19 protein-coding genes and 1 tRNA gene are annotated in these 17922 nt (G+C 66.5%); 12 read left to right on the top strand and 8 right to left on the bottom strand.

The window, feature by feature from the left end; genetic code table 11:
* Nucleotides 1–117 precede the first annotated feature (117 nt).
* Together AC5P8R_RS13350 and AC5P8R_RS13345 are read left to right on the top strand one after the other, a co-directional pair.
* Nucleotides 118–1281, top strand: a complete 1164-nt coding sequence (locus AC5P8R_RS13350; protein ID WP_401730139.1) for a two-component system sensor histidine kinase NtrB — start codon at nucleotides 118–120, stop codon at nucleotides 1279–1281.
* Nucleotides 1271–1630 (top strand): response regulator, encoded by a 360-nt coding sequence (locus AC5P8R_RS13345; RefSeq protein WP_014646927.1) that lies wholly within the window; start codon nucleotides 1271–1273, stop codon nucleotides 1628–1630. Before AC5P8R_RS13350 ends, AC5P8R_RS13345 begins: the two co-directional genes overlap by 11 nt.
* Before the next feature lie 85 nt (nucleotides 1631–1715).
* Here AC5P8R_RS13345 and AC5P8R_RS13340 read toward each other — a convergent pair whose 3' ends face one another.
* A complete protein-coding gene (locus tag AC5P8R_RS13340; RefSeq protein ID WP_014646926.1) occupies nucleotides 1716–2609 on the bottom strand; it encodes a helix-turn-helix domain-containing protein in 894 nt (297 codons plus the stop codon).
* Nucleotides 2610–2755: 146 nt separating this feature from the next.
* Between AC5P8R_RS13340 and AC5P8R_RS13335 the strand changes: the two genes are divergently transcribed.
* A complete protein-coding gene (locus AC5P8R_RS13335; RefSeq protein ID WP_014646925.1) occupies nucleotides 2756–3316 on the top strand; it encodes a GNAT family N-acetyltransferase in 561 nt (186 codons plus the stop codon).
* 7 nt (nucleotides 3317–3323) lie between these two features.
* Here the strand turns inward: AC5P8R_RS13335 and AC5P8R_RS13330 are convergent, their stop codons facing one another.
* The gene (locus tag AC5P8R_RS13330) at nucleotides 3324–3788 is read right to left on the bottom strand and encodes a GNAT family N-acetyltransferase (RefSeq protein WP_041863362.1); all 465 of its coding nucleotides are present in this window, start codon (nucleotides 3786–3788) and stop codon (nucleotides 3324–3326) included.
* A 662-nt stretch (nucleotides 3789–4450) separates the two neighbouring features.
* On the opposite strand from AC5P8R_RS13330, the gene AC5P8R_RS13325 reads away from it, so the two are divergent.
* Nucleotides 4451–5350, top strand: coding sequence for a hypothetical protein (locus AC5P8R_RS13325; protein WP_495223523.1), 900 nt, complete (start codon nucleotides 4451–4453; stop codon nucleotides 5348–5350).
* 550 nt (nucleotides 5351–5900) lie between these two features.
* Here AC5P8R_RS13325 and AC5P8R_RS13320 read toward each other — a convergent pair.
* Nucleotides 5901–5977, bottom strand: a tRNA-Arg gene (locus AC5P8R_RS13320).
* A 183-nt stretch (nucleotides 5978–6160) separates the two neighbouring features.
* On the opposite strand from AC5P8R_RS13320, the gene amaB reads away from it, so the two are divergent.
* From amaB to AC5P8R_RS13285, 7 genes are all read left to right on the top strand, one after another.
* Nucleotides 6161–7693: an L-piperidine-6-carboxylate dehydrogenase gene (gene amaB, locus AC5P8R_RS13315; RefSeq protein ID WP_014646923.1), complete on the top strand. Its 1533-nt coding sequence runs from the start codon at nucleotides 6161–6163 to the stop codon at nucleotides 7691–7693.
* Nucleotides 7693–8532, top strand: a complete 840-nt coding sequence (locus AC5P8R_RS13310; protein WP_495223521.1) for an SDR family NAD(P)-dependent oxidoreductase — start codon at nucleotides 7693–7695, stop codon at nucleotides 8530–8532. The genes amaB and AC5P8R_RS13310 overlap by 1 nt, the downstream gene beginning before the upstream one ends.
* Nucleotides 8533–8792: 260 nt before the next feature.
* The gene (locus tag AC5P8R_RS13305) at nucleotides 8793–9077 is read left to right on the top strand and encodes a DUF4190 domain-containing protein (RefSeq protein ID WP_014646921.1); all 285 of its coding nucleotides are present in this window, start codon (nucleotides 8793–8795) and stop codon (nucleotides 9075–9077) included.
* A 4-nt stretch (nucleotides 9078–9081) separates the two neighbouring features.
* Nucleotides 9082–9852: a class I SAM-dependent methyltransferase gene (locus AC5P8R_RS13300; RefSeq protein ID WP_014646920.1), complete on the top strand. Its 771-nt coding sequence runs from the start codon at nucleotides 9082–9084 to the stop codon at nucleotides 9850–9852.
* A gap of 8 nt (nucleotides 9853–9860) precedes the next feature.
* Entirely contained in the window at nucleotides 9861–10916 is a 1056-nt protein-coding gene (locus AC5P8R_RS13295; protein ID WP_032962331.1) for a quinone-dependent dihydroorotate dehydrogenase, read from the top strand.
* A gap of 8 nt (nucleotides 10917–10924) precedes the next feature.
* A complete protein-coding gene (murB, locus tag AC5P8R_RS13290; RefSeq protein ID WP_014646918.1) occupies nucleotides 10925–11986 on the top strand; it encodes a UDP-N-acetylmuramate dehydrogenase in 1062 nt (353 codons plus the stop codon).
* 32 nt (nucleotides 11987–12018) lie between these two features.
* Nucleotides 12019–12906: a DMT family transporter gene (locus tag AC5P8R_RS13285; RefSeq protein ID WP_049406338.1), complete on the top strand. Its 888-nt coding sequence runs from the start codon at nucleotides 12019–12021 to the stop codon at nucleotides 12904–12906.
* Nucleotides 12907–13016: 110 nt separating this feature from the next.
* Here AC5P8R_RS13285 and AC5P8R_RS13280 read toward each other — a convergent pair whose 3' ends face one another.
* The 5 genes from AC5P8R_RS13280 to AC5P8R_RS13260 form a co-directional block, all read right to left on the bottom strand.
* Complete coding sequence (locus AC5P8R_RS13280; protein WP_032959991.1) at nucleotides 13017–14021, bottom strand: aminoglycoside phosphotransferase family protein; 1005 nt, start codon at nucleotides 14019–14021, stop codon at nucleotides 13017–13019.
* 99 nt (nucleotides 14022–14120) lie between these two features.
* Nucleotides 14121–15155, bottom strand: a complete 1035-nt coding sequence (locus tag AC5P8R_RS13275) for a DUF418 domain-containing protein (RefSeq protein ID WP_111206791.1) — start codon at nucleotides 15153–15155, stop codon at nucleotides 14121–14123.
* Nucleotides 15152–15742: a TetR/AcrR family transcriptional regulator gene (locus tag AC5P8R_RS13270; protein WP_014646914.1), complete on the bottom strand. Its 591-nt coding sequence runs from the start codon at nucleotides 15740–15742 to the stop codon at nucleotides 15152–15154. Before AC5P8R_RS13270 ends, AC5P8R_RS13275 begins: the two co-directional genes overlap by 4 nt.
* A gap of 120 nt (nucleotides 15743–15862) precedes the next feature.
* The gene (locus AC5P8R_RS13265) at nucleotides 15863–16642 is read right to left on the bottom strand and encodes an APH(3')-II family aminoglycoside O-phosphotransferase (protein ID WP_495223520.1); all 780 of its coding nucleotides are present in this window, start codon (nucleotides 16640–16642) and stop codon (nucleotides 15863–15865) included.
* A gap of 41 nt (nucleotides 16643–16683) precedes the next feature.
* On the bottom strand, nucleotides 16684–17190 hold the full coding sequence (locus tag AC5P8R_RS13260) for a DUF2938 domain-containing protein (protein ID WP_049440782.1): 507 nt from the start codon (nucleotides 17188–17190) through the stop codon (nucleotides 16684–16686).
* Nucleotides 17191–17245: 55 nt separating this feature from the next.
* Here AC5P8R_RS13260 and AC5P8R_RS13255 point away from each other — a divergent pair, with 55 nt between their 5' ends.
* On the top strand, nucleotides 17246–17911 hold the full coding sequence (locus AC5P8R_RS13255; RefSeq protein WP_032959997.1) for an ArsR/SmtB family transcription factor: 666 nt from the start codon (nucleotides 17246–17248) through the stop codon (nucleotides 17909–17911).
* Nucleotides 17912–17922: the final 11 nt, after the last annotated feature.

Below are 17922 nucleotides of genomic sequence, written 5' to 3'. Positions count from 1 at the left end.
GGTACTCCGTGTCGCATTCAGCCGCACAGGACAAATGGCACGTGTCAGGTGTGCACGCATCCTTCACACTTGAATGCCTAGCTTCACGTCCCTCACAGGGGTAACACTTATCTACACGTGGACGCAGCTGCCTCTACGACGTCCGTGCTGACGGACCCTTCCCGACAACTGCGATTGCTGATCGACAGCGTGCGCGACCATGCGCTGTACCTGCTTGATCCTGAAGGCATCGTCTGCAGCTGGAACCCGGGCGCCGAGCGCATCAAGGGCTATTCAGCCGATGAAGTGGTGGGTACGCACTTCGGTCGATTCTACCTGGCCACCGAGCGCGAGGCCGGCGAACCGCAGCGCCTGCTCCGCCTCGCGGCGCAGCAGGGCCATGTTGCCAGCGAGGGCTGGCGGGTACGCCGCGACGGCTCCTCGTTCCGCGCCAGCGTGGTCATCGAGCCGGTCGTTGAAGCGGGCGAACTGCTTGGCTTCGTCAAGATCACCCGCGACATCACCGAGCAATGGCAGGCACAGCGACTGCTGCGCGATGCCCAGCGTGCGCTGCGCAACACCCAGCAGTTCGAGACGGTCGGCCGGCTCAGCCGCGGCCTGTCGCACGAGTTCAACAACCTGCTGACCACCATCGGCAACGCACTGGACCTGCTGTCGCTACGCGTCCGCGGTGACGATGCACGCGCCGCCGAGCTGCTGGACGCTGCGCAGGCGGCCACCGACCGCGGCGCCCTGCTGACCCGCCAGCTGCTGGCCTTCAGCACGGGCCAGACCTTGATCCGCGAACCGCTGGACATCAACACGCTGGTACAGCAATGGCTGCCGGGCCTGCAGCGCGCCTGCCCACCCACGGTGACGCTGGACGCCTGCCTCACGCCGGGCCTGCCGCAGGTGTGCACCGACGCGATGCAGCTGCAGGCTGCCCTGGCCAACCTGGTGGCAAATGCCGTGGAGGCCACCATCGATGGCGGGCGCATCCTGATCGGCACCGCGCTGGAACATCGGCTCGACCCGGATGCGGACACTACGCTGCAACGCGGCTATGTCACCCTCAGCGTCTGTGACGAAGGCCATGGCATGGCGGCCGACATCGCCGAGCGCGCCAGCGAGCCCTTCTTCACCACCAAGGACATCGGCAAGGGCAGCGGCCTGGGCCTGAGCCAGGTGTTCGGATTCACTACCCAGAGCGGCGGCTTCGTCGATGTGTCCACCACGCCCGGTGTCGGCACGACGGTAAGCCTGCTGTTACCCGCATCAGAGGAAGCAACCCATGACCGATGAACCGATCCGCGTACTGATGGTGGAGGACCAGAACGATCTGCGCGAGATGATCGGCCTGGCCCTGCGCGATTTCGGCATCGAGGTCGCCACCACCGCCGATGGCCACGAGGCGGCGGAGCTGCTCAAGGGCGAGGCGCGTTTTGACGTGGTGTTCAGCGATGTCAGCATGCCCAACGGCATGTCCGGCATCGAACTGAGCGAGCACGTCGCCCGCGAACAGCCGCAGGCACGCATGATCCTGTCCTCCGGCTATGCGCGCTCGCAGCTGCCGCCGCTGCCGGAGCAGGTGGAGTTCCTGCCCAAGCCCTATCGCCTGCGCCAGCTGGTCGAGCTGTTGAAGCAGGATTGACCTTTCGCCAGGCCTGGCGAAGCCGATCTACGGGTGCCGGGGCCCTACCGCCGCGACTGCGTGGTCGAACGCATGCTCGGCGGGGTTACCGAGGATCTGCTGTCCGAAGTGCCGGCACCGCTGTTCGTATCCCACCAGCGCCACCCTGCCCCGCACGGCGGTAGCCGGTCAGCGACTGCCCGGTGTGCCGCCGGAAGTAGCGGCACAGGTAGGACGCATCCTCGAAGCACAATCGCTCGGCGATGCGCCCGATCGGCAGCTCGCTGTAGCTCAGCAGCGCCTTGATCTCCAGCACCACCTGGCGGTCGATCAACGCCTTGGGTGTTTCACCGAAGCACTCGCGGGTCAGCTGTGAAAGATAGAACGGCGTGATGCACAACGCATCGGCATAAGACTGCACGTCGCGCTGGCGGGTACTGCGCTGGCCGACCAGTTCCCAGAAATTCCAGGCCAGGCGCTCGCGCCGGCTGACCGACGCTGCGGCCCCCTTCTGTGCCGGCAACAGCGTGGCGAATTTCAGGAAAAAGGTCTGCAGTAGATTGCGCAGCATCACGTGCCGATAGCGGCCCCCAGTATGTTGCGCGTCCATCAGCTGCTGCAGCCAGCCCTGCAGGAGCGGCACCTCCAGCGGCGACGGCACGCAATGGGGATGCTCATGCAGGAACTTGAACAGCGCGTTGGGCAGTACGTAGGCCACCTCCGACGCCAGCGCCTTCGGCATCAGGCAGACCACCGCCAGGAAGCCACGCGATCGCTTCCGCAGCAGCGCCAGCGTGTCCTCGGCCAGCACCAGCACGTCGTGCCGCTGCACCGCCACCTCACGGAAGTTCAGTGCGAAGCGCGCACGCCCGGACACGCACACCAGTACCGCCAGATACGCGTGCCCGAACGACAGCGGAACCCCCTGCCCCTCCGCCAGCGTACTGACCTCCAGGCGCATCGATTCGTCCTGATCCAGAAGCTGGGGTATGCGGTCCATTGGCCGATCCGGCTGCATTCCGCGGCACAGCATACCGGGCAACGCCGGGGAGTTGTGAAAAGTACCGAAACCATCAAGGTCCCGCCCTGTGCCCTCCGCCCGACGCGGCCTAGCCTGTGCGCTCTCTCCCTGCCCCTGGAACGGCCATGCCGCTGCATACCGAACGCTTGATCCTGCGCCCCTGGCGCGACACCGACGCCGCCGACCTGTACGAATACGCCCGCGACCTGCGCGTCGGGCCCATCGCCGGATGGCCAGCCCACACCAGCGTCGAGGAAAGTACCGGGATCATCCGCACCGTGTTCAACCGGCCGGAGGTCTATGCCCTGCAGAGCCGCGAAGATGGCCGCGCCATCGGCTGCGTCGGCATCCTGATCGGTGCCGACAGCAACTTCGAGATCGGCGAGCGCGAAGGCGAGATCGCCTACTGGATCGGCGTACCGTACTGGGGGCGCGGCCTGGTGCCCGAAGCAGTGCGCGAAGTGATGCGGCACGCCTTCCTCGGCCTGCGCCTGGACGCACTGTGGTGCGGCTACTTCGCCGACAACCTGCAGTCCCTGAGCGTACAGAGCAAATGCGGTTTCCAGCATCACCATACCGAAGTGAACAAGTTCAACAGCTTCCTCGGCGACTACCGCACCGAACACATCAGCCGCATCACCCGCGAGCAATGGCAGGCGCAACAGGCTTCCGTGCTGCGCGCGTGATCACCACTCAGCCGGCACGGTGCTGCATGAACAGCAGTTCCGGCGTCGAAGCGTCTTCCATCGGCTGAAAGCCCAGGTCGCGGTACAGGGTCACCGCCGCGACGTTGTCACGATAGACACGCAGGGTCAGCCGCTCCGCCCCGGGCGACTGCAACGCCTGCGCCATCAGCGCCTGCATCAGTACACGTCCCAGTCCACGCCCGCGTGCCCGCGGCGAAACGATGATGCGGCCCAGGTGCAGCGTGCCGGAGGTCGTTGGCCAGTACTGGCCGAAACCAAGGCAGTGGCCATGCGCATCCAGCAGCACCCAGCCCGGGCGCTGCTGCAGTTGCAGTGCGTGCGCGAATGCGTCCGGCACGAGCGGATACGCCACGCCGGGACCGGCCCAGCGCCGGGTTGCGCTGGCCGAATCCAGCCACGCGCCGATGGCGGCGAAGTGCGGAGGCTGCACGGGGCGAAGGTACTCACTCATGGCGTGCGCGCAAGGAAGGATGGCCGCCATGGTGCGCGATCCCGGCGGCCGGATCACGTTGCACGGCAGCGCTTGAATTTTGTACCAGGGCAATAAGCAATGCCGATCGTCCACCGCCGCCACACCTGACAACCCCTCTTTTCCTTCTGCCCTCGGGATCCGGCGGCGCCGCTCTGGGCGCTGTACAACCGCTTCGGCGGCGTCCGCGTCATGGCATGCGCGGCGGCACTGATGGGCCTGTGCAGTTACGACTGCCTGCCGCAGCCGCTGCTTGGGTTGCGAGGCGAAGAGCAGGCGCACGTGGCGGAGGTGCTGCGAGGCCTGGAGTTGCTCTGTAGCCTGCGCGAAGGGGCATCACGCGCGGTGCATGCAATAGCGCCCCCGGCCCGATTCGAACAAGTGCCCTCTATCGTCAAAGATCCACCCCAGCGAAGGTGGGGCTCGGCCTGAACCAGGATTAGGCGTGTCCAGGCTTCCACTCAGCGTCCAGTACATAAACAAATACTGAACTAGACCTATGGCCTGATGGGGGGAGCGTCGCCCCATCCCGTTTTGTAGGCATGGGACCTGCCAAAGTGCGCGGCGGTCGGAGCCCAGCCCCTGATTGGGCACCGTGACAATCCCTGCACGCGTACCGCGCTGATCGGTCATGAAGGAACGCCATGTCTCCACGAGTCAAAGTCCTGAGCTTCTCTGCATTGATACTGATCGTCTTGGCGGGAGTCAGTTTTTGGTATGTCCCAACCAAAGCGGACACACAACAGCGCAAACCTGATTCTCAAACCAATCAGCCAAACTCCAAGGATCAGGCCAACTCTAGCCATACCGCCTCATCCCTCACAGGTCCTGAGTTGAGTTCCAACACACAGGATGCAGCAGCCGGATTTCTTGAACTTCGTTCACGTGCAGAAGCCGGGGACGTAGCAGCACAGCGCAAGCTGGGGCAGATTTATCAGCATTGCTCCGTTTTCAGCATTTCCCATTCGAACATGTATGCGACGTTGGACGCATACGCGCGCCTCAGCGGGAAAACGCAAGGCGCATACGATGACATCAAGAAGCGCTTCGCAGCGACCTGCTCGGTCGTTGACGGCGGCGACGTGATACTCGAAGAGCACTATACAAAATGGTTTGAACGCGCGGCAGATCACGGCGATCCTTACGCCAGGATTTACATGGCATCCAGCAAGTGGACCAGCCTCAAACCTGGTGACTATCAGCTACTGGCACGCGATGCGGTCAATTCTGCAGACCCGGAGGCAATTTTTGCACTGGGAGATCTGCTAGCGCTCGCGCCAGAGGGAACCGATCTCGGTGCCTTCAATGCAAGCGCTACGGGTTCATACGCCAACTATGCCTGGGGAATCGTCGCCTGCCGAATGGGGGCAGATTGCGGAGCCGGCTCATTCCGCATGGATTCACTATGTGTCAATTCGGGCGTGTGCGGATCAGAGAATTTTGAAGACGCCATCAGGAGCAGGGTGGTTCCTGCTGGACAGCAAGAGTCGCTTGATAGAGCAATAGGAGAAGTAAACAGAGCAGTTGGGAAGAAGCCATCTTGAAAAGGACGCCGCAGTGAATCGAATCTCCGGAAGAACGAAGTGGAGTATCGCCGGGCTGGTTTTCACGGCCTTTGCCGCCGTTGCTGCAACAGTATCGATCAACGCCAGTTCGTATCCGTATAACCAGGTTGCAGTTGCGCAGAATTTGTCCGCCTACGAAATGGTGGAGCTGCGACGCGCCGGCCTTGTCGGTTTGGCGGGCATGTACCGAATCACGCATGGCATTGCGTCTTTGCCTGTCGGCAGCAGGATCAAGGTGACCTGGGGTGACGGGTCCGTCGAAGAAGCCGCTGTTACTTGCCTCACTGGAAGCCCTTGCGTCCAGCCCCTGCCGGGAACTCAGCAGCCGCCCAGCCGTGGCGGTGGAGGTGCCGGCGGTGGCAGCGGCGGAGGTGCTGGTGGAACCGGCGGATTTAACCCTGGCGGAGGCTGCTATGGAAGCTGCGGAGGAGGTGGCAGCGGGGTTGTCACGGTGAAACCCATCATCCCGGTCCGTCCGAAGTAGACCCATTCAAGCCCGACGACGCCGCTCGCCCTGTTCCATTGATTCTGGTGACCCCGGCCCGATTCGAACGGGCGACCTTCCCCTTAGGAGGGGGACGCTCTATCCAGCTGAGCTACGGGGCCATGCAGCCGGGAAGTTTACAGGCAACGTGCCCTGCCCTCCAAGCATTCATGTTCGGCCAGGCCTGGCTGGCGCGTTGCACCATGGCCGGCCGGGGCGCTCTGCTACCATCGGCGATTCAGTTCATCGCGTCCCCCACCTGCCCGCGATGGCACCAAACAACGTAACGAAATACAGGAGTCTGCATGTCTTCCGAGCTGCTCAAGTCCCTTGGCCTGGACGCGATCAACGCTGGCACGTACCTGGGCAACGGGGAGTGGTCGAGCGCGACCAGCGGTGAGCTGATCACCCCGGTCAATCCGACCACCGGCGAGCCGATCGCGCAGGTCCGCGCGACCACCGAGGCCGAGTACGAGACCGTCGTGGCCCGCGCCCAGGAAGCCTTCAAGGTCTGGCGCACCACGCCGGCCCCGCGCCGCGGTGAAGCCGTGCGCCTGTGCGGTGAAGCACTGCGCAGGCACAAGGACGCCCTGGGTTCGCTGGTTGCGCTGGAAATGGGCAAGAGCAAGCCGGAAGGCGATGGCGAAGTGCAGGAGATGATCGACATCGCCGATTTCGCCGTGGGCCAGAGCCGCATGCTGTACGGCTACACCATGCATTCCGAGCGCCCCGGCCACCGCATGTACGAGCAGTACCACCCGCTGGGCCTGGTCGGCATCATCTCGGCCTTCAACTTCCCGGTCGCGGTGTGGAGCTGGAACTCGTTCCTGGCCGCCATCTGTGGCGACGTATGCATCTGGAAGCCGTCCAACAAGACACCGCTGACCGCCATCGCCTCGCTGAAGATCTGCAACGACGCCCTGCGCGAAGCCGGCTTCCCGGACATCTTCTTCCTGATCAACGATGCCGGCACCGCGCTGTCGGAAAAGATGGTCGATGACCGCCGCGTGCCGCTGATCAGCTTCACCGGCTCGACCCAGGTCGGTCGCACCGTCAACGAGAAGGTCGCGCGCCGCCTCGGCCGCTGCCTGCTGGAACTCGGCGGCAACAACGCCATCATCCTGGACGAAACCGCCGACCTGAAGCTGGCCGTGCCGGGCATCGTGTTCGGCGCCGTCGGCACCGCCGGCCAGCGCTGCACCACCACCCGCCGCCTGATCGTGCACCGCTCGATCTACGCCGACGTGCTGGCCACCCTGGTCAAGGCCTACAAGCAGGTGGAAGGCAAGATCGGCGACCCGACCGATGCGGCCAACCTGATGGGCCCGCTGAACAGCGAAGGCGCCGTGCAGCAGTTCCTCGATGCGATCGCCCAGGCCAAGGCGGCCGGCGGCACCATCGAAACCGGTGGCAGCCGCATCGACCGCCCGGGCAACTTCGTGTTGCCGGCCATCGTCTCCGGCCTGAAGAACAGCGACGCCGTGGTCCAGCACGAGACCTTCGCGCCGATCCTGTACGTGATGCCGTACGACACCCTCGATGAAGCCATCGACATGCAGAACGGCGTGCCGCAGGGCCTGTCGTCCTCGATCTTCACCCAGAACCTGAAGACTGCCGAGAAGTTCCTGTCGGCCGCCGGCAGCGACTGCGGCATCGCCAACATCAACATCGGCACGTCCGGTGCGGAGATCGGCGGCGCCTTCGGTGGCGAGAAGGACACCGGCGGTGGCCGTGAGTCCGGTTCGGATGCGTGGAAGGTCTACATGCGCCGCCAGACCAACACCATCAACTATTCGGATTCGCTGCCGCTGGCCCAGGGCATCAAGTTCGACCTGTGATGGCAAACGACGCGGACACGTCCGTGGGCCAGAGCCCCTCCGGGGATCTGGCCCCAGCGAGGGGTCGGATCCCCGCAGGGGCTCCGACCCTCGATTTCAGCGGCCGCCGCGTGCTCATCGCCGGCGGCAGCAAGGGCATTGGCCGTGAAATGGCGCTGGCCTTTGCCGGCGCCGGCGCACAGGTCTCGGTCTGCGCCCGCGGCCAGGCCGGCCTGGATGCCCTGCGTGCCGATGCACGGGCGCAGGGCATCGAACTGCACGCGTTTTCCACCGATCTGGCCGATCCCGGCCAGATCCAGGCCTGGCTGCAGGCCGCCGCCGATGCCCTCGGCGGTATCGATGTACTGGTCAACAATGCCACCGGCTACGGCATGGCCGACGACGAGGACGGCTGGGCCGCCAGCCTGCAGATCGACCTGATGGCGGCCGTGCGTGCCTCGCGCCTGGCACTGCCATGGCTGCGTGCCTCCAGCGACGCCTGCATCCTCAATCTGTCGTCGATTGCCGCGCAGCAGCCGCGCCCCGGTGGCGCGCCCTACGCCGCGGCCAAAGCGGCACTTTCGCACTACACCACGTCACAGGCGCTGGCGCTGGCCAAGGACCGGATCCGGGTCAATGCCATCGCCCCAGGCTCGATCGAGTTCGATGACGGCCTCTGGGACCGTCGTCGCGTCGAGGACCCCGCGCTGTACCACGGCACCCTGGCGAAGATTCCGTTCGGCCGCTTCGGCCACCCGCGCGAGATCGCCGACGCCGCCCTGTTCCTGTGCTCGCCGCTGGCGCGCTGGGTCACCGGTAGCGTGCTCAATGTGGATGGCGGCCAGGTGTTGATGGGCTGATACCGGCACTTCGGTAGCCGCCAACCTTGGTTGGCATGCCTTTCGTCGACCAAGGTCGACGCCTACCAGGGCCGAAATCCCTTCGTCGACCAAGCTCGACGCCTGCCAAGGCCGAAATCCCTTTCGTCGACCAAGGTCGACGCCTACCAGGGCTGAAATCCCTTTCGCCGGCCAGGGTCGACGCCTGCCATCGCATCCGCCGGGCATGGGATTGCCGGGGCAGAGGCACTATCATGTGCACACTGCCAAGGAGGACCCCGATGAGCGTGGCACCCCGACAGACAAGCGCCCTGGCCGTGGTCAGCCTGGTCATGGGCATCGCCAGCTGGACCGTCCTGCCCTTCGTGGCCAGCATCGTCGCCATCATCACCGGCCACATGGCCCGCGCCGAAATCCGCCGCCGCCCGCACGAACTGGAAGGCGATGGCCTGGCCGTCACCGGCCTGGTGCTGGGCTGGGTCATGGTCGGCGCGGCACTTGCCGCCATCGTGGTCTTCATCCTGTTCTTCGGCGGCCTGGCGTGGCTGGCGGCGGTGTCGAACTGACGCCATGACCGCCTCCGACAGCACTGAACGCTTCAGCAGCCGCGTCGCCGACTACGTCCGCTACCGGCCCGACTACCCACCCGCGCTGCTGGAGTGGCTGCATGGCCCGATGGGTGTCAGCCAGCAGGCGCGTGTGGCTGACATCGGCGCCGGTACCGGCATTTCCAGCCGCCTGTTCCTGGCCAGCGGCCATCCTGTTGTCGCGGTTGAGCCCAATGCGGCCATGCGGGGCGCGGCGGAAGAATGGCTGGCACCGCAGTACCCGCAGTTCCGTGCGGTGGACGGCCGCGCCGAGGCCACCGCGCTGGACGATGCCAGCATCGATCTGGTCAGCGTCGCGCAGGCCTTCCATTGGTTCGACACCGTGGCGGTACGCGCCGAGTGGCAGCGCATCCTGCGCCCCGGCGGCCAGGCCCTCATCTACTGGAATTCTCGCCTGCTCGATGCGAGCCCGTTCCTGATCGGGTACGAACAGCTGCTGCTGGACTACGGCACCGACTACACCGCCGTGGCCGAGCGCTACCAGGACGACGCCACCATGCAGGCCTGGTTCGGCGCTGGCCTGCGCGGCAGGGTGGAGCTGCCGAACGTGCAGCACCTGGACTTCGACGCCCTGCGCGGGCGCCTGCTCTCCTCCTCCTACGCCCCTCAACCCGGTCATCCGCGCCACGCACCGATGATCGACGCTCTGCAGCACCTGTTCGCCGCCCACGCGGTCGACGGCCAGGTTGCTTTTGAATATCGAACCCGAGCCTTCCTCGGCACGCTGGACTGAACCGACGCATGTATTCGCTTGCCCGCCCCTTCCTGTTCTCGCTCGACGCCGAGCGCGCCCACGGCCTCGGCCTGTCCGCACTGGACCTGGCCTATCGCACCGGCACCACGCCGCTGCTGGCCGCACGCATCGCGCCGATGCCCAGCACGGTGTTCGGGCTGACGTTCCCCAACCCGGTCGGCCTGGCCGCCGGCCTGGACAAGAACGGGGAGCACATCGATGCATTGTTCGCGCTCGGCTTCGGCTTCGTCGAAATCGGCACGATCACCCCGCGCCCGCAGGCCGGCAATCCGCAGCCGCGCCTGTTCCGCCTGCCGGAACACAACGCGATCATCAACCGCATGGGCTTCAACAATGCAGGCGTGGACGCACTGGTGCGCAACGTCGAGCGCGCGCGCAACCGCCGCGGCCTGCTCGGCATCAACATCGGCAAGAACAAGGACACCCCCAACGAACAGGCCGTGGACGATTACATCGCCTGCCTGGACAAGGTGTACGCGCTGGCCGACTACATCACTGTCAACATTTCCTCGCCCAACACCGCCGGCCTGCGTGAACTGCAGGAAGAAACCGCGCTGCGCCAGCTGGTCAGCCAGCTGCGTGACCGCCAGGAAGAGCTCGCGGCCCGCCACGGCCGCCGCGTACCGATGCTGGTGAAGGTGGCGCCGGACCTCAGCGAGCGCGACATCGATGCCGCCGCCCGCGTGCTGGGCGAGCTGCAGGTGGACGGCGTGATCGCCACCAACACCACCATCGACCACAGCAAGGTGGCCGGCGATCCGCTGGCCAACGAGGCCGGTGGCCTGTCCGGTGCGCCGGTGCTGGAGCAGTCCACGCTGGTGCTGCGCCGCCTGCGCTCGCGCCTGCCCGAGTCGGTGCCCTTGGTCGGCGTCGGCGGCATCCTGTCCGGTGCCGATGCCGTGGCCAAGATGGCGGCCGGTGCCGCGCTGGTGCAGTGCTACAGCGGCCTGATCTTCCGTGGACCGGCGCTGGTTTCCGAATGCGTGGAGGCGATCCGTCGCCGCCGCGAAGCGCCCAGCCGCGGCGCGGTGGCCCCACTGTGAGCGCGCCCATGGACACCATCGACGGCAACGCCCCGCTGCGCTGGACGCTCACCCAAAATGCGCCGCTGCAGGGACTGAACACCTTCCACGTGCAGGCCAATGCGGAACAGCTGCTGGAACTGCACGATGCCGCGCTGCTGCCGGAGGTGCTGGCACTGCCCGAGGTGGCCAACGGCCCACTGCTGGTGCTGGGTGCCGGCAGCAACGTCCTGATCGCCGAGGACCTGCCCGGTACCGTGCTGGTGTTCGGCAACCGCGACATCAGTTTCCTTGAACACCGCGCCGACCATGCCGTGATCCGCGCCGGCGCCGGCGTGCCCTGGCATGGCCTGGTGATGTGGTCGCTGCAGGAAGGCCTGTCCGGCCTGGAAAACCTGGCGCTGATTCCCGGCACCGCCGGTGCCGCACCGATCCAGAACATCGGCGCCTATGGCGCGCAGGTCGGCGAGTTCATCCAGGCGGTCGAAGCCTGGGACTGCCAGGAACAGGCCTGGGTGCGCCTGGATAACGAACAGTGTGGTTTCGCCTACCGCGACAGCGTGTTCAAGCAACAGCCCGATCGCTACCTGATCACCGCCATCGAACTGAAACTGCCACTGCTGCACGATCTGCGCATGGACTACGCCGGCATCCGCGAAGAGCTGCAGGCGCAGGGCGTGGTGCTGCCGGGCGCGGTGGACGTGGCCAATGCGGTGATCGCGATCCGCCGCCGCAAGCTGCCCGACCCGGAGGTACTCGGCAATGCCGGCAGCTTCTTCAAGAACCCGGTGCTGCCGCTGGAGCAGGTCGACGTGCTGCTGCAGCATTTCCCCGACCTGCCGGTGTTCCCGGCCGAGCAGGACGACAAGCGCAAGGTCTCGGCGGCCTGGATGATCGAATCCTGCGGCTGGAAGGGCTTCCGCGACGGCGATGCCGGCGTGGCTCCCAGCCACGCGCTGGTGCTGGTCAACCACGGCAATGCCAGCGGCGCTGAACTGCTGGCGCTGGCGCGCCGCATCTCGGCCTCGGTGCTGGAGAAGTTCGGCGTGCCGATCGAACCGGAGCCCCGCCTGCTCGGCGCACAGTGGTGAACACTCTCGCCCTCTCCCCCGGCGCCACTCCGATGCGGGCGGCGCTGTTGATGCTCGGCAGTACGATGGCGTTCGGCCTGATGGCGGTAGCGATCCGCTATGCCACACGCTACGTTCCGACCCAGGAAGTGGCGTTCTTCCGCAATGCCTTCGGCCTGCTGGCGTTGCTGCCGATGCTGCTGCGGCCGGGCCGTGCGCCGCTGAAGACGCAGCAGCTGCCGCGCTATTTCGTGCGTAGTGCGATTGGCCTGGGCTCGATGCTGTGCGCGTTCTGGGCACTGGGCCACCTGCCGTTGGCGCAGGCGGTGTCGCTGTCGTACTCCACGCCGCTGTTCGTCACGATTGCCGCCGTGCTGTGGCTGGGTGAAACCGTGCGCGTGCGCCGCTGGGCCGCGGTCGTGGTCGGCTTCATCGGCGTGCTGGTGATCGTGCGTCCCGGCACCGCCGGCTTCACCGCCGGCAGCTTGGTCGCGGTGGGTGCGGCGGTACTCAGCTCGCTGGTGGCGATCCAGATCAAGCAGCTGACCCGCGTCGACAGTGCCGATACCGTGGTGCTCTATACCTACGTGTTCTGGGTGCCGCTGTCGCTGGTGCCGGCGCTGTTCGTCTGGGCCTGGCCAACCGGGTCGGCCTGGCTGTGGCTGCTGGCCACCGGCGTGCTCGGCACCGTCGGCCAGCTGTTGTGGACCCGCGCGCTACGGCTGGGCGAAGTCTCCGCCCTGACCCCGATCAGCTTCCTGCAGCTGCCCCTGGTAACGCTGTTCGGCTGGCTGCTGTTCAACGAAACGGTGGACCGCTGGACGATCATCGGTGCCGGCATCATCCTCGCCGCCAACGCCTACATCGCCCACCGCGAAGCCGTGCTGTCACGCCGCGCTGCAAGCGCGGCGGCCTCTGCAGCGGCCAAGCCCGCAGAGTAGATCCACACCCCGCGCAGACACCGCGGCCCCCTGTAGAGCCGAGCCATGCTCGACTCATCGCGCAGCGTGAGGGTTCATCGTAGAAAATGCCATGCACGCATGGCGTGGATCTACAGCGCGCGATACACCCGCTCTGCCGCGTCGAATACATTGCCCGGTGCGAACTGTTCGCTGAGGAAATGCAGCGACTGCCGGCGCAGCTGCGGCGAACGGTCCTCTCCATCACTGCCCAGCAGGACCTGCTGGAACTCGATCAGGTCCTGCAGGATGCGCCAGTGCCGGTACCAGGCGATCCAGCGTGGATCGCCGCGGTCACTGCCATAGCCTTCCTCGAATCCCAACGGGTTCTCGCGCCCCCAGCGCCCACCGACCGCGCCACCGATGAACATCAGGTCGCGCTCGCGCGGGGCCAGCGACAGGCCATCCCAATCGATCAGGTGCAGGCTGCCGTCATTGCCCATCAGCAGATTGCCGGCATGCAGGTCGGTGTGGCACAGGTGCAGCCGCACCGGGACATCCTGCAACGCCGCGTGCAGCTGCAGTGCCTGCGCATGCAGCGCCGCGATGCGCGCATGCTGCTGGTCCCAGACGGATACGAAGGCGCGGCCCAGCCCATCCCTGGCGGCCGCCAGGCCCTCGCCGGCCAGCCATTGCCCGACCGTATCAAGCGCCGCGGTTTCCATCCGCAGGCTCGGCAGCGCCTCCTGCAGCGCCGGTGGCGGGCACGCCTCGTGCAGGCGCCGCAGCACCTCGCCCAATCGTTGCCACTGCGTGCGGCTCAACGCCGCCTCGAAGCCGGACTGGCCTTCCACATACGGGAACAGGGTGAACTGCAGGCCCCAGCGCTGCACTGACGCTCCACCGGTCAGGGCCGGCCAGGGCGCGACGATTTCCTCGATGCCCAGCGTGCCGCGCAGCCAATGCAGGGTGTCCCAGACGGCAGGGGCAACCTGGTAACTGCGGCACTTCAACCACCATTGCCCGCGCCGTGCATCGATGCGATACACACTGGCGTTGGCATCGGCGCCAACCGGGCGTGGCACCACGGCATTGGCGGTGATGCCATAGGACTGCTGAAGGACTTCGCCGAGATGCTGCGCCGAAGCGAATGACATGGATGCAAGCGGAGAGTATTACCTGCCGCCACTATCGCAGATGCGCGGGCCGCGACACAGACATGTCCGTCACAACATCGTGCCTGCGCGACCAAAGTGCTAGCCGGCGACGCGTCGCATCACCGCTTCCAATGGGCCCCGCGCGAACCGCCAGGACCACAGCCACGCTGCGCTCGTGGCCAGCATCAGGAACAACAATGCCCACAGCAGCACCGACGCGAGCGACGCGCTGCCATCAAGCAGGCCCAGGCCTTCCAGCGTGCCCATGCCCAGCAGGATATGGCCGACGTACAGGGTCAGGGTCATGCGCCCGGCCGCGGTGAACGGTTCCAGCCAGTCACCCGGTCGTACACGCGTCAGCCACAGGCAGGCTGCAATGACACTGCAGGCCGCGCCCGCGCCTGTGAGTACGTAGGCCGGTCCCGGTGGCATCGGCTGCGTTCCCAGCCACGCCTGCCAGGGCGTCCCCTGCGCAAGCTGCTGCACGCCATGTCCAGCCACGATCAGCATCAGGCCCAGCACCAGCAGCGCGCGCTGGACCCGCGGTTGCGACAGTTGCAGCCGCGCCAGCAGCATGCCCAGCAGGAAGAAGCACAGCCACGGCAGCAGCGGATGGAACCCATTGAACAGCAGGTTGCGGGCCGCGCCCGGCCATTGCCACAGACCGGCGTATTCCAGCGTCTGCCAGTTCCATCCCTGGCTGTAGTCCCAGTGCAGCAACGCCCAGAACGAACAGGCCGCGATCCCCACGATGCTGGCCAGCAACACCCGCGGCGAGGCCCGCAGCCACAGCACGGCCAGCGCGAAATACACCGCGTAGTAATGCAGGATATCGGCCGGGAACAGCGTCAGGTTGAGCAGGCCCAGCACCAGCAGGAACAGTGCGCGCCGCCAGGTCTGCACACTGGCCGGCCACCAACCCTGCCGATGCGTGCCCAGTACCAGGCCCAACCCGGCCAGCGTAACGAACGTCGCCGAAGCCTTGCCTTCCAGAAAGTGGAAGACGCCTGCCAACCATCCGGCGCCCTCTGCCGGCACGGCCATCGCCAGGCGGAAGTTGACCAGCACCATGCCGGCCAAGGCCAGGTAACGCGCCAGATCAACGCCGTGCAGTCGCCGGTCGACGGCGCTCATGCGCGTGCGCCCAGCAGCAGCGCAAGCAGGCCGAGATCCAGCGATGCCTCATCGGTGCCCCCGGCTTCGCCCAGCCCTCGGCGCAGGGCATCGCTTTCGATGGCATCCAGCAGCACCTGTGCCTGCAGTGCCGGGGCCAGCACGGGGCGCCGACGTTCGCGCCGTGCCACCTGCTGCAGGGCTTCGGCCAGCGTCGCCTGCAATTGCCTGCGATTGGCCGCAAATGCCTCGGCCACGGCCGGATTGCGTGCGCTCTCGGCCAGCACTTCGACGGCGAGCGTTGCCCACTCCGGTTGCCGGCACAGTGCGTGGAAGTCCTGAAGGAAAACCAGCACCCGTGCGCGCTCGCCATCGGACGCGGCCAGTCGCTGCAGCAACGGTGCCAGTTCCTCGCCTTCGGCCACGGCCACCGCAAGGATGATCGCCTCCTTGCCCGGGAAGTGGTTGTAGAGATTGCCGAGGCTGACGCCGGCCGCCTGCGCGATGTCACGCATGCTGGTCTGGTGGAAGCCCTTCACGAGAAAGCACTGCAGGGCGGCCTGCAGGATCTGCGCGATGCGTTGCTCGTTGCGGTCGGCTCGGTTCATGCCACAAATAGTGAACGAACGTTCGTCCACTTTTAAGGGCGCCCGGATCCGCCGGCAGGGCACCGTTCAGCCCTGCCTACGCTGCCCTCCGAGGTTTCAGAAGAACTCGTCGAGAAGACGCTAGAACGCCAGCCGCCGTTCGTCGGGCACAACGCCATAGCGCCGGAACAGCGGCGCGACCCAGCGCGTGTCGCCGAAGTTGTGGACCAGGCTGCGCGCGGCGAGCGCCAGATCCTGGTAGCGATCGGCCACACCCAGCCGGCCACAGTCGATGAAACCGCTGAAACGGCCTTCGGCCGCCAAAAGGTTCGGCAGGCAGGCGTCGCCGTGGCTGACCACCAGATCCTCGTGATCGGGCCGGGTAGCGCGCAGTTCGGCGAACACCTGCTGTGCGCTCTGCCCCAGGCGCTCGTCATCGAAGTCATCGGCGTCGACCAGGCCCGCCTCGACCCGTTCCTGCGCGGCCTGCAGGCGCGAGGCCAGCCGCTGGTCGAACGGACAGGCCGCCACCGGTATGGCATGCAGGCCCCGCAGCGCATCGGCCAGCAGTTCCACCAGGCGCTGGGGCGGAAGCTCAGGCGACGAGGCCAAGTCGCGGCCGGGCAGCGCGCTCATCAGCAACCAGCGCCGGCCCGCTTCTTCGGCGGTGGCAATTACCGTTGGTGCCGGCTGGCCCTGCGCCTGCAGCCAGCGCAGGCGCGCGATCTCATCGCCCAGCTCACTGAAGGCATCGATCACTTCCGATTTCAGGAAGGCATCAGCCTGTCCCGGGCGATGCACACGGGCGACGTCTGCGCGCGATACGCCGATCGACTGTCGCTCGATGCGCGCATCGGCCAATGTTTCCCGCCACGCCCACGGCAGCGGCATGCCATCAGTGAAAGGATCGGGTACTTCCATGCGGGGATGTTCCTGTTGCCGGTGACCCCACGGATTCTCGCTCATCCTGCACGGACCCCGGCCAATAGCAGCGCGGAAAGGTACATGCCTGCGCCGAACACGCTGTGTGCCACCAGGCTGCGCAGCCGCGCCTTGCCAGGCGCCGGGGTCTTCGAAGCGGCAATGCCGGCGCCCATGCCCGGCTGCAGGATGAAGAACGGCGCGGCAACGCTGAGAACGCCGAAGGCCAGCGCCGGCCACAGGGTCGGTGCCTGCACCCAACCGTTCCCGACCACGGCCAGCAACAACACGGCGAAGACCACACCGATCACGTAATGCGCGGTCCAGCCCAGCGCGCGCTCGCCGGCCACCGGCAGCGAACGACCAATGCCCTCATGGCGCAAGCGCCCACGCCGCAGGTGGCCGAGCCAGCGGCCGACCATCGCAAAATCCAGCGACGGAATGCCGAGCAGCCTGCGCTGCAGCAACGCCCACAGATCCATCAGCGCGGTCGCGCCGACGCCGATCACTACCGCATCGATCACCAATGTCGTCGCCCAGCCACTCATCCCGCCAACCTTCAATTATTTGCTTGAATGATAGAGCGATGCTAGCGTGCCCGGCATGAACGCTGCAACCGAGCTGCCGCCGTCCCCGCTGGAAGCGCTGGCCGAGATCGCCCGCACCCTGGGCCACCCGCACCGCCTGGCCCTGCTGGAGCACATCGCCCAAGGCGAGCGTGCGGTCGAGCGCCTGGCCGAACTGAGCGGCCTGTCGGTGGCCAATACGTCCCAGCACCTGCAGCAGCTGCGTCGTGCCGGCCTGGTGCAGACCCGCCGTGACGGCAAGCGCATCCTCTACCGCAGCGCTGACGGCCCACTGGCCAACCTGCTGGCCGCGCTGCGCGACTATGCCGACCACCAGCGCAGCGAAATGCAGGGCGTCCTCACCGACAGCCTGCAGCGCCGCGATGCACTGGAAGGGCTGACCGTCGAGCAGCTGCTGGAGCAACGCGACAGCGTGGTACTGCTGGACGTGCGGCCGCGCGAGGAATTCGATCTGGGCCACCTGCCCGGCGCGCTGAACATTCCCGCTACGGAACTGCACGCGCGGATGGACGAACTGCCGCGCGCCGTCCACATTGTCGCGTACTGCCGCGGGCCCTACTGCGTGCTGTCCAACGATGCAGTGATGATGCTGCGCGAAGCCGGCCTCAGCGCGCAGCGACTGGCCGCCGGCTATCCCGAATGGAAGGCCGCAGGCCTGCAGGTTGAACTGCCCCGACACTGAGCGAACCGTTT

The sequence above is a fragment of the Stenotrophomonas sp. YJH_SMC_73 genome (assembly GCF_059370155.1).
Note: the sequence above shows the minus strand (reverse complement) of the source record. Positions and strands in the feature narration are given on the sequence as shown.

Bases quoted from the DNA above. Each gene is read 5' to 3' on its own strand.
- AC5P8R_RS13345 (WP_014646927.1), top strand. From the start codon at position 1,271: ATGACCGATGAACCGATCCGCGTACTGATGGTGGAGGACCAGAACGAT.
- AC5P8R_RS13340 (WP_014646926.1), bottom strand. From the start codon at position 2,609: ATGGACCGCATACCCCAGCTTCTGGATCAGGACGAATCGATGCGCCTG.
- AC5P8R_RS13335 (WP_014646925.1), top strand. From the start codon at position 2,756: ATGCCGCTGCATACCGAACGCTTGATCCTGCGCCCCTGGCGCGACACC.
- AC5P8R_RS13330 (WP_041863362.1), bottom strand. From the start codon at position 3,788: ATGAGTGAGTACCTTCGCCCCGTGCAGCCTCCGCACTTCGCCGCCATC.
- AC5P8R_RS13325 (WP_495223523.1), top strand. From the start codon at position 4,451: ATGTCTCCACGAGTCAAAGTCCTGAGCTTCTCTGCATTGATACTGATC.
- amaB (WP_014646923.1), top strand. From the start codon at position 6,161: ATGTCTTCCGAGCTGCTCAAGTCCCTTGGCCTGGACGCGATCAACGCT.
- AC5P8R_RS13310 (WP_495223521.1), top strand. From the start codon at position 7,693: ATGGCAAACGACGCGGACACGTCCGTGGGCCAGAGCCCCTCCGGGGAT.
- AC5P8R_RS13305 (WP_014646921.1), top strand. From the start codon at position 8,793: ATGAGCGTGGCACCCCGACAGACAAGCGCCCTGGCCGTGGTCAGCCTG.
- AC5P8R_RS13300 (WP_014646920.1), top strand. From the start codon at position 9,082: ATGACCGCCTCCGACAGCACTGAACGCTTCAGCAGCCGCGTCGCCGAC.
- AC5P8R_RS13295 (WP_032962331.1), top strand. From the start codon at position 9,861: ATGTATTCGCTTGCCCGCCCCTTCCTGTTCTCGCTCGACGCCGAGCGC.
- murB (WP_014646918.1), top strand. From the start codon at position 10,925: ATGGACACCATCGACGGCAACGCCCCGCTGCGCTGGACGCTCACCCAA.
- AC5P8R_RS13285 (WP_049406338.1), top strand. From the start codon at position 12,019: ATGCGGGCGGCGCTGTTGATGCTCGGCAGTACGATGGCGTTCGGCCTG.
- AC5P8R_RS13280 (WP_032959991.1), bottom strand. From the start codon at position 14,021: ATGTCATTCGCTTCGGCGCAGCATCTCGGCGAAGTCCTTCAGCAGTCC.
- AC5P8R_RS13275 (WP_111206791.1), bottom strand. From the start codon at position 15,155: ATGAGCGCCGTCGACCGGCGACTGCACGGCGTTGATCTGGCGCGTTAC.
- AC5P8R_RS13270 (WP_014646914.1), bottom strand. From the start codon at position 15,742: ATGAACCGAGCCGACCGCAACGAGCAACGCATCGCGCAGATCCTGCAG.
- AC5P8R_RS13265 (WP_495223520.1), bottom strand. From the start codon at position 16,642: ATGGAAGTACCCGATCCTTTCACTGATGGCATGCCGCTGCCGTGGGCG.
- AC5P8R_RS13260 (WP_049440782.1), bottom strand. From the start codon at position 17,190: ATGAGTGGCTGGGCGACGACATTGGTGATCGATGCGGTAGTGATCGGC.
- AC5P8R_RS13255 (WP_032959997.1), top strand. From the start codon at position 17,246: ATGAACGCTGCAACCGAGCTGCCGCCGTCCCCGCTGGAAGCGCTGGCC.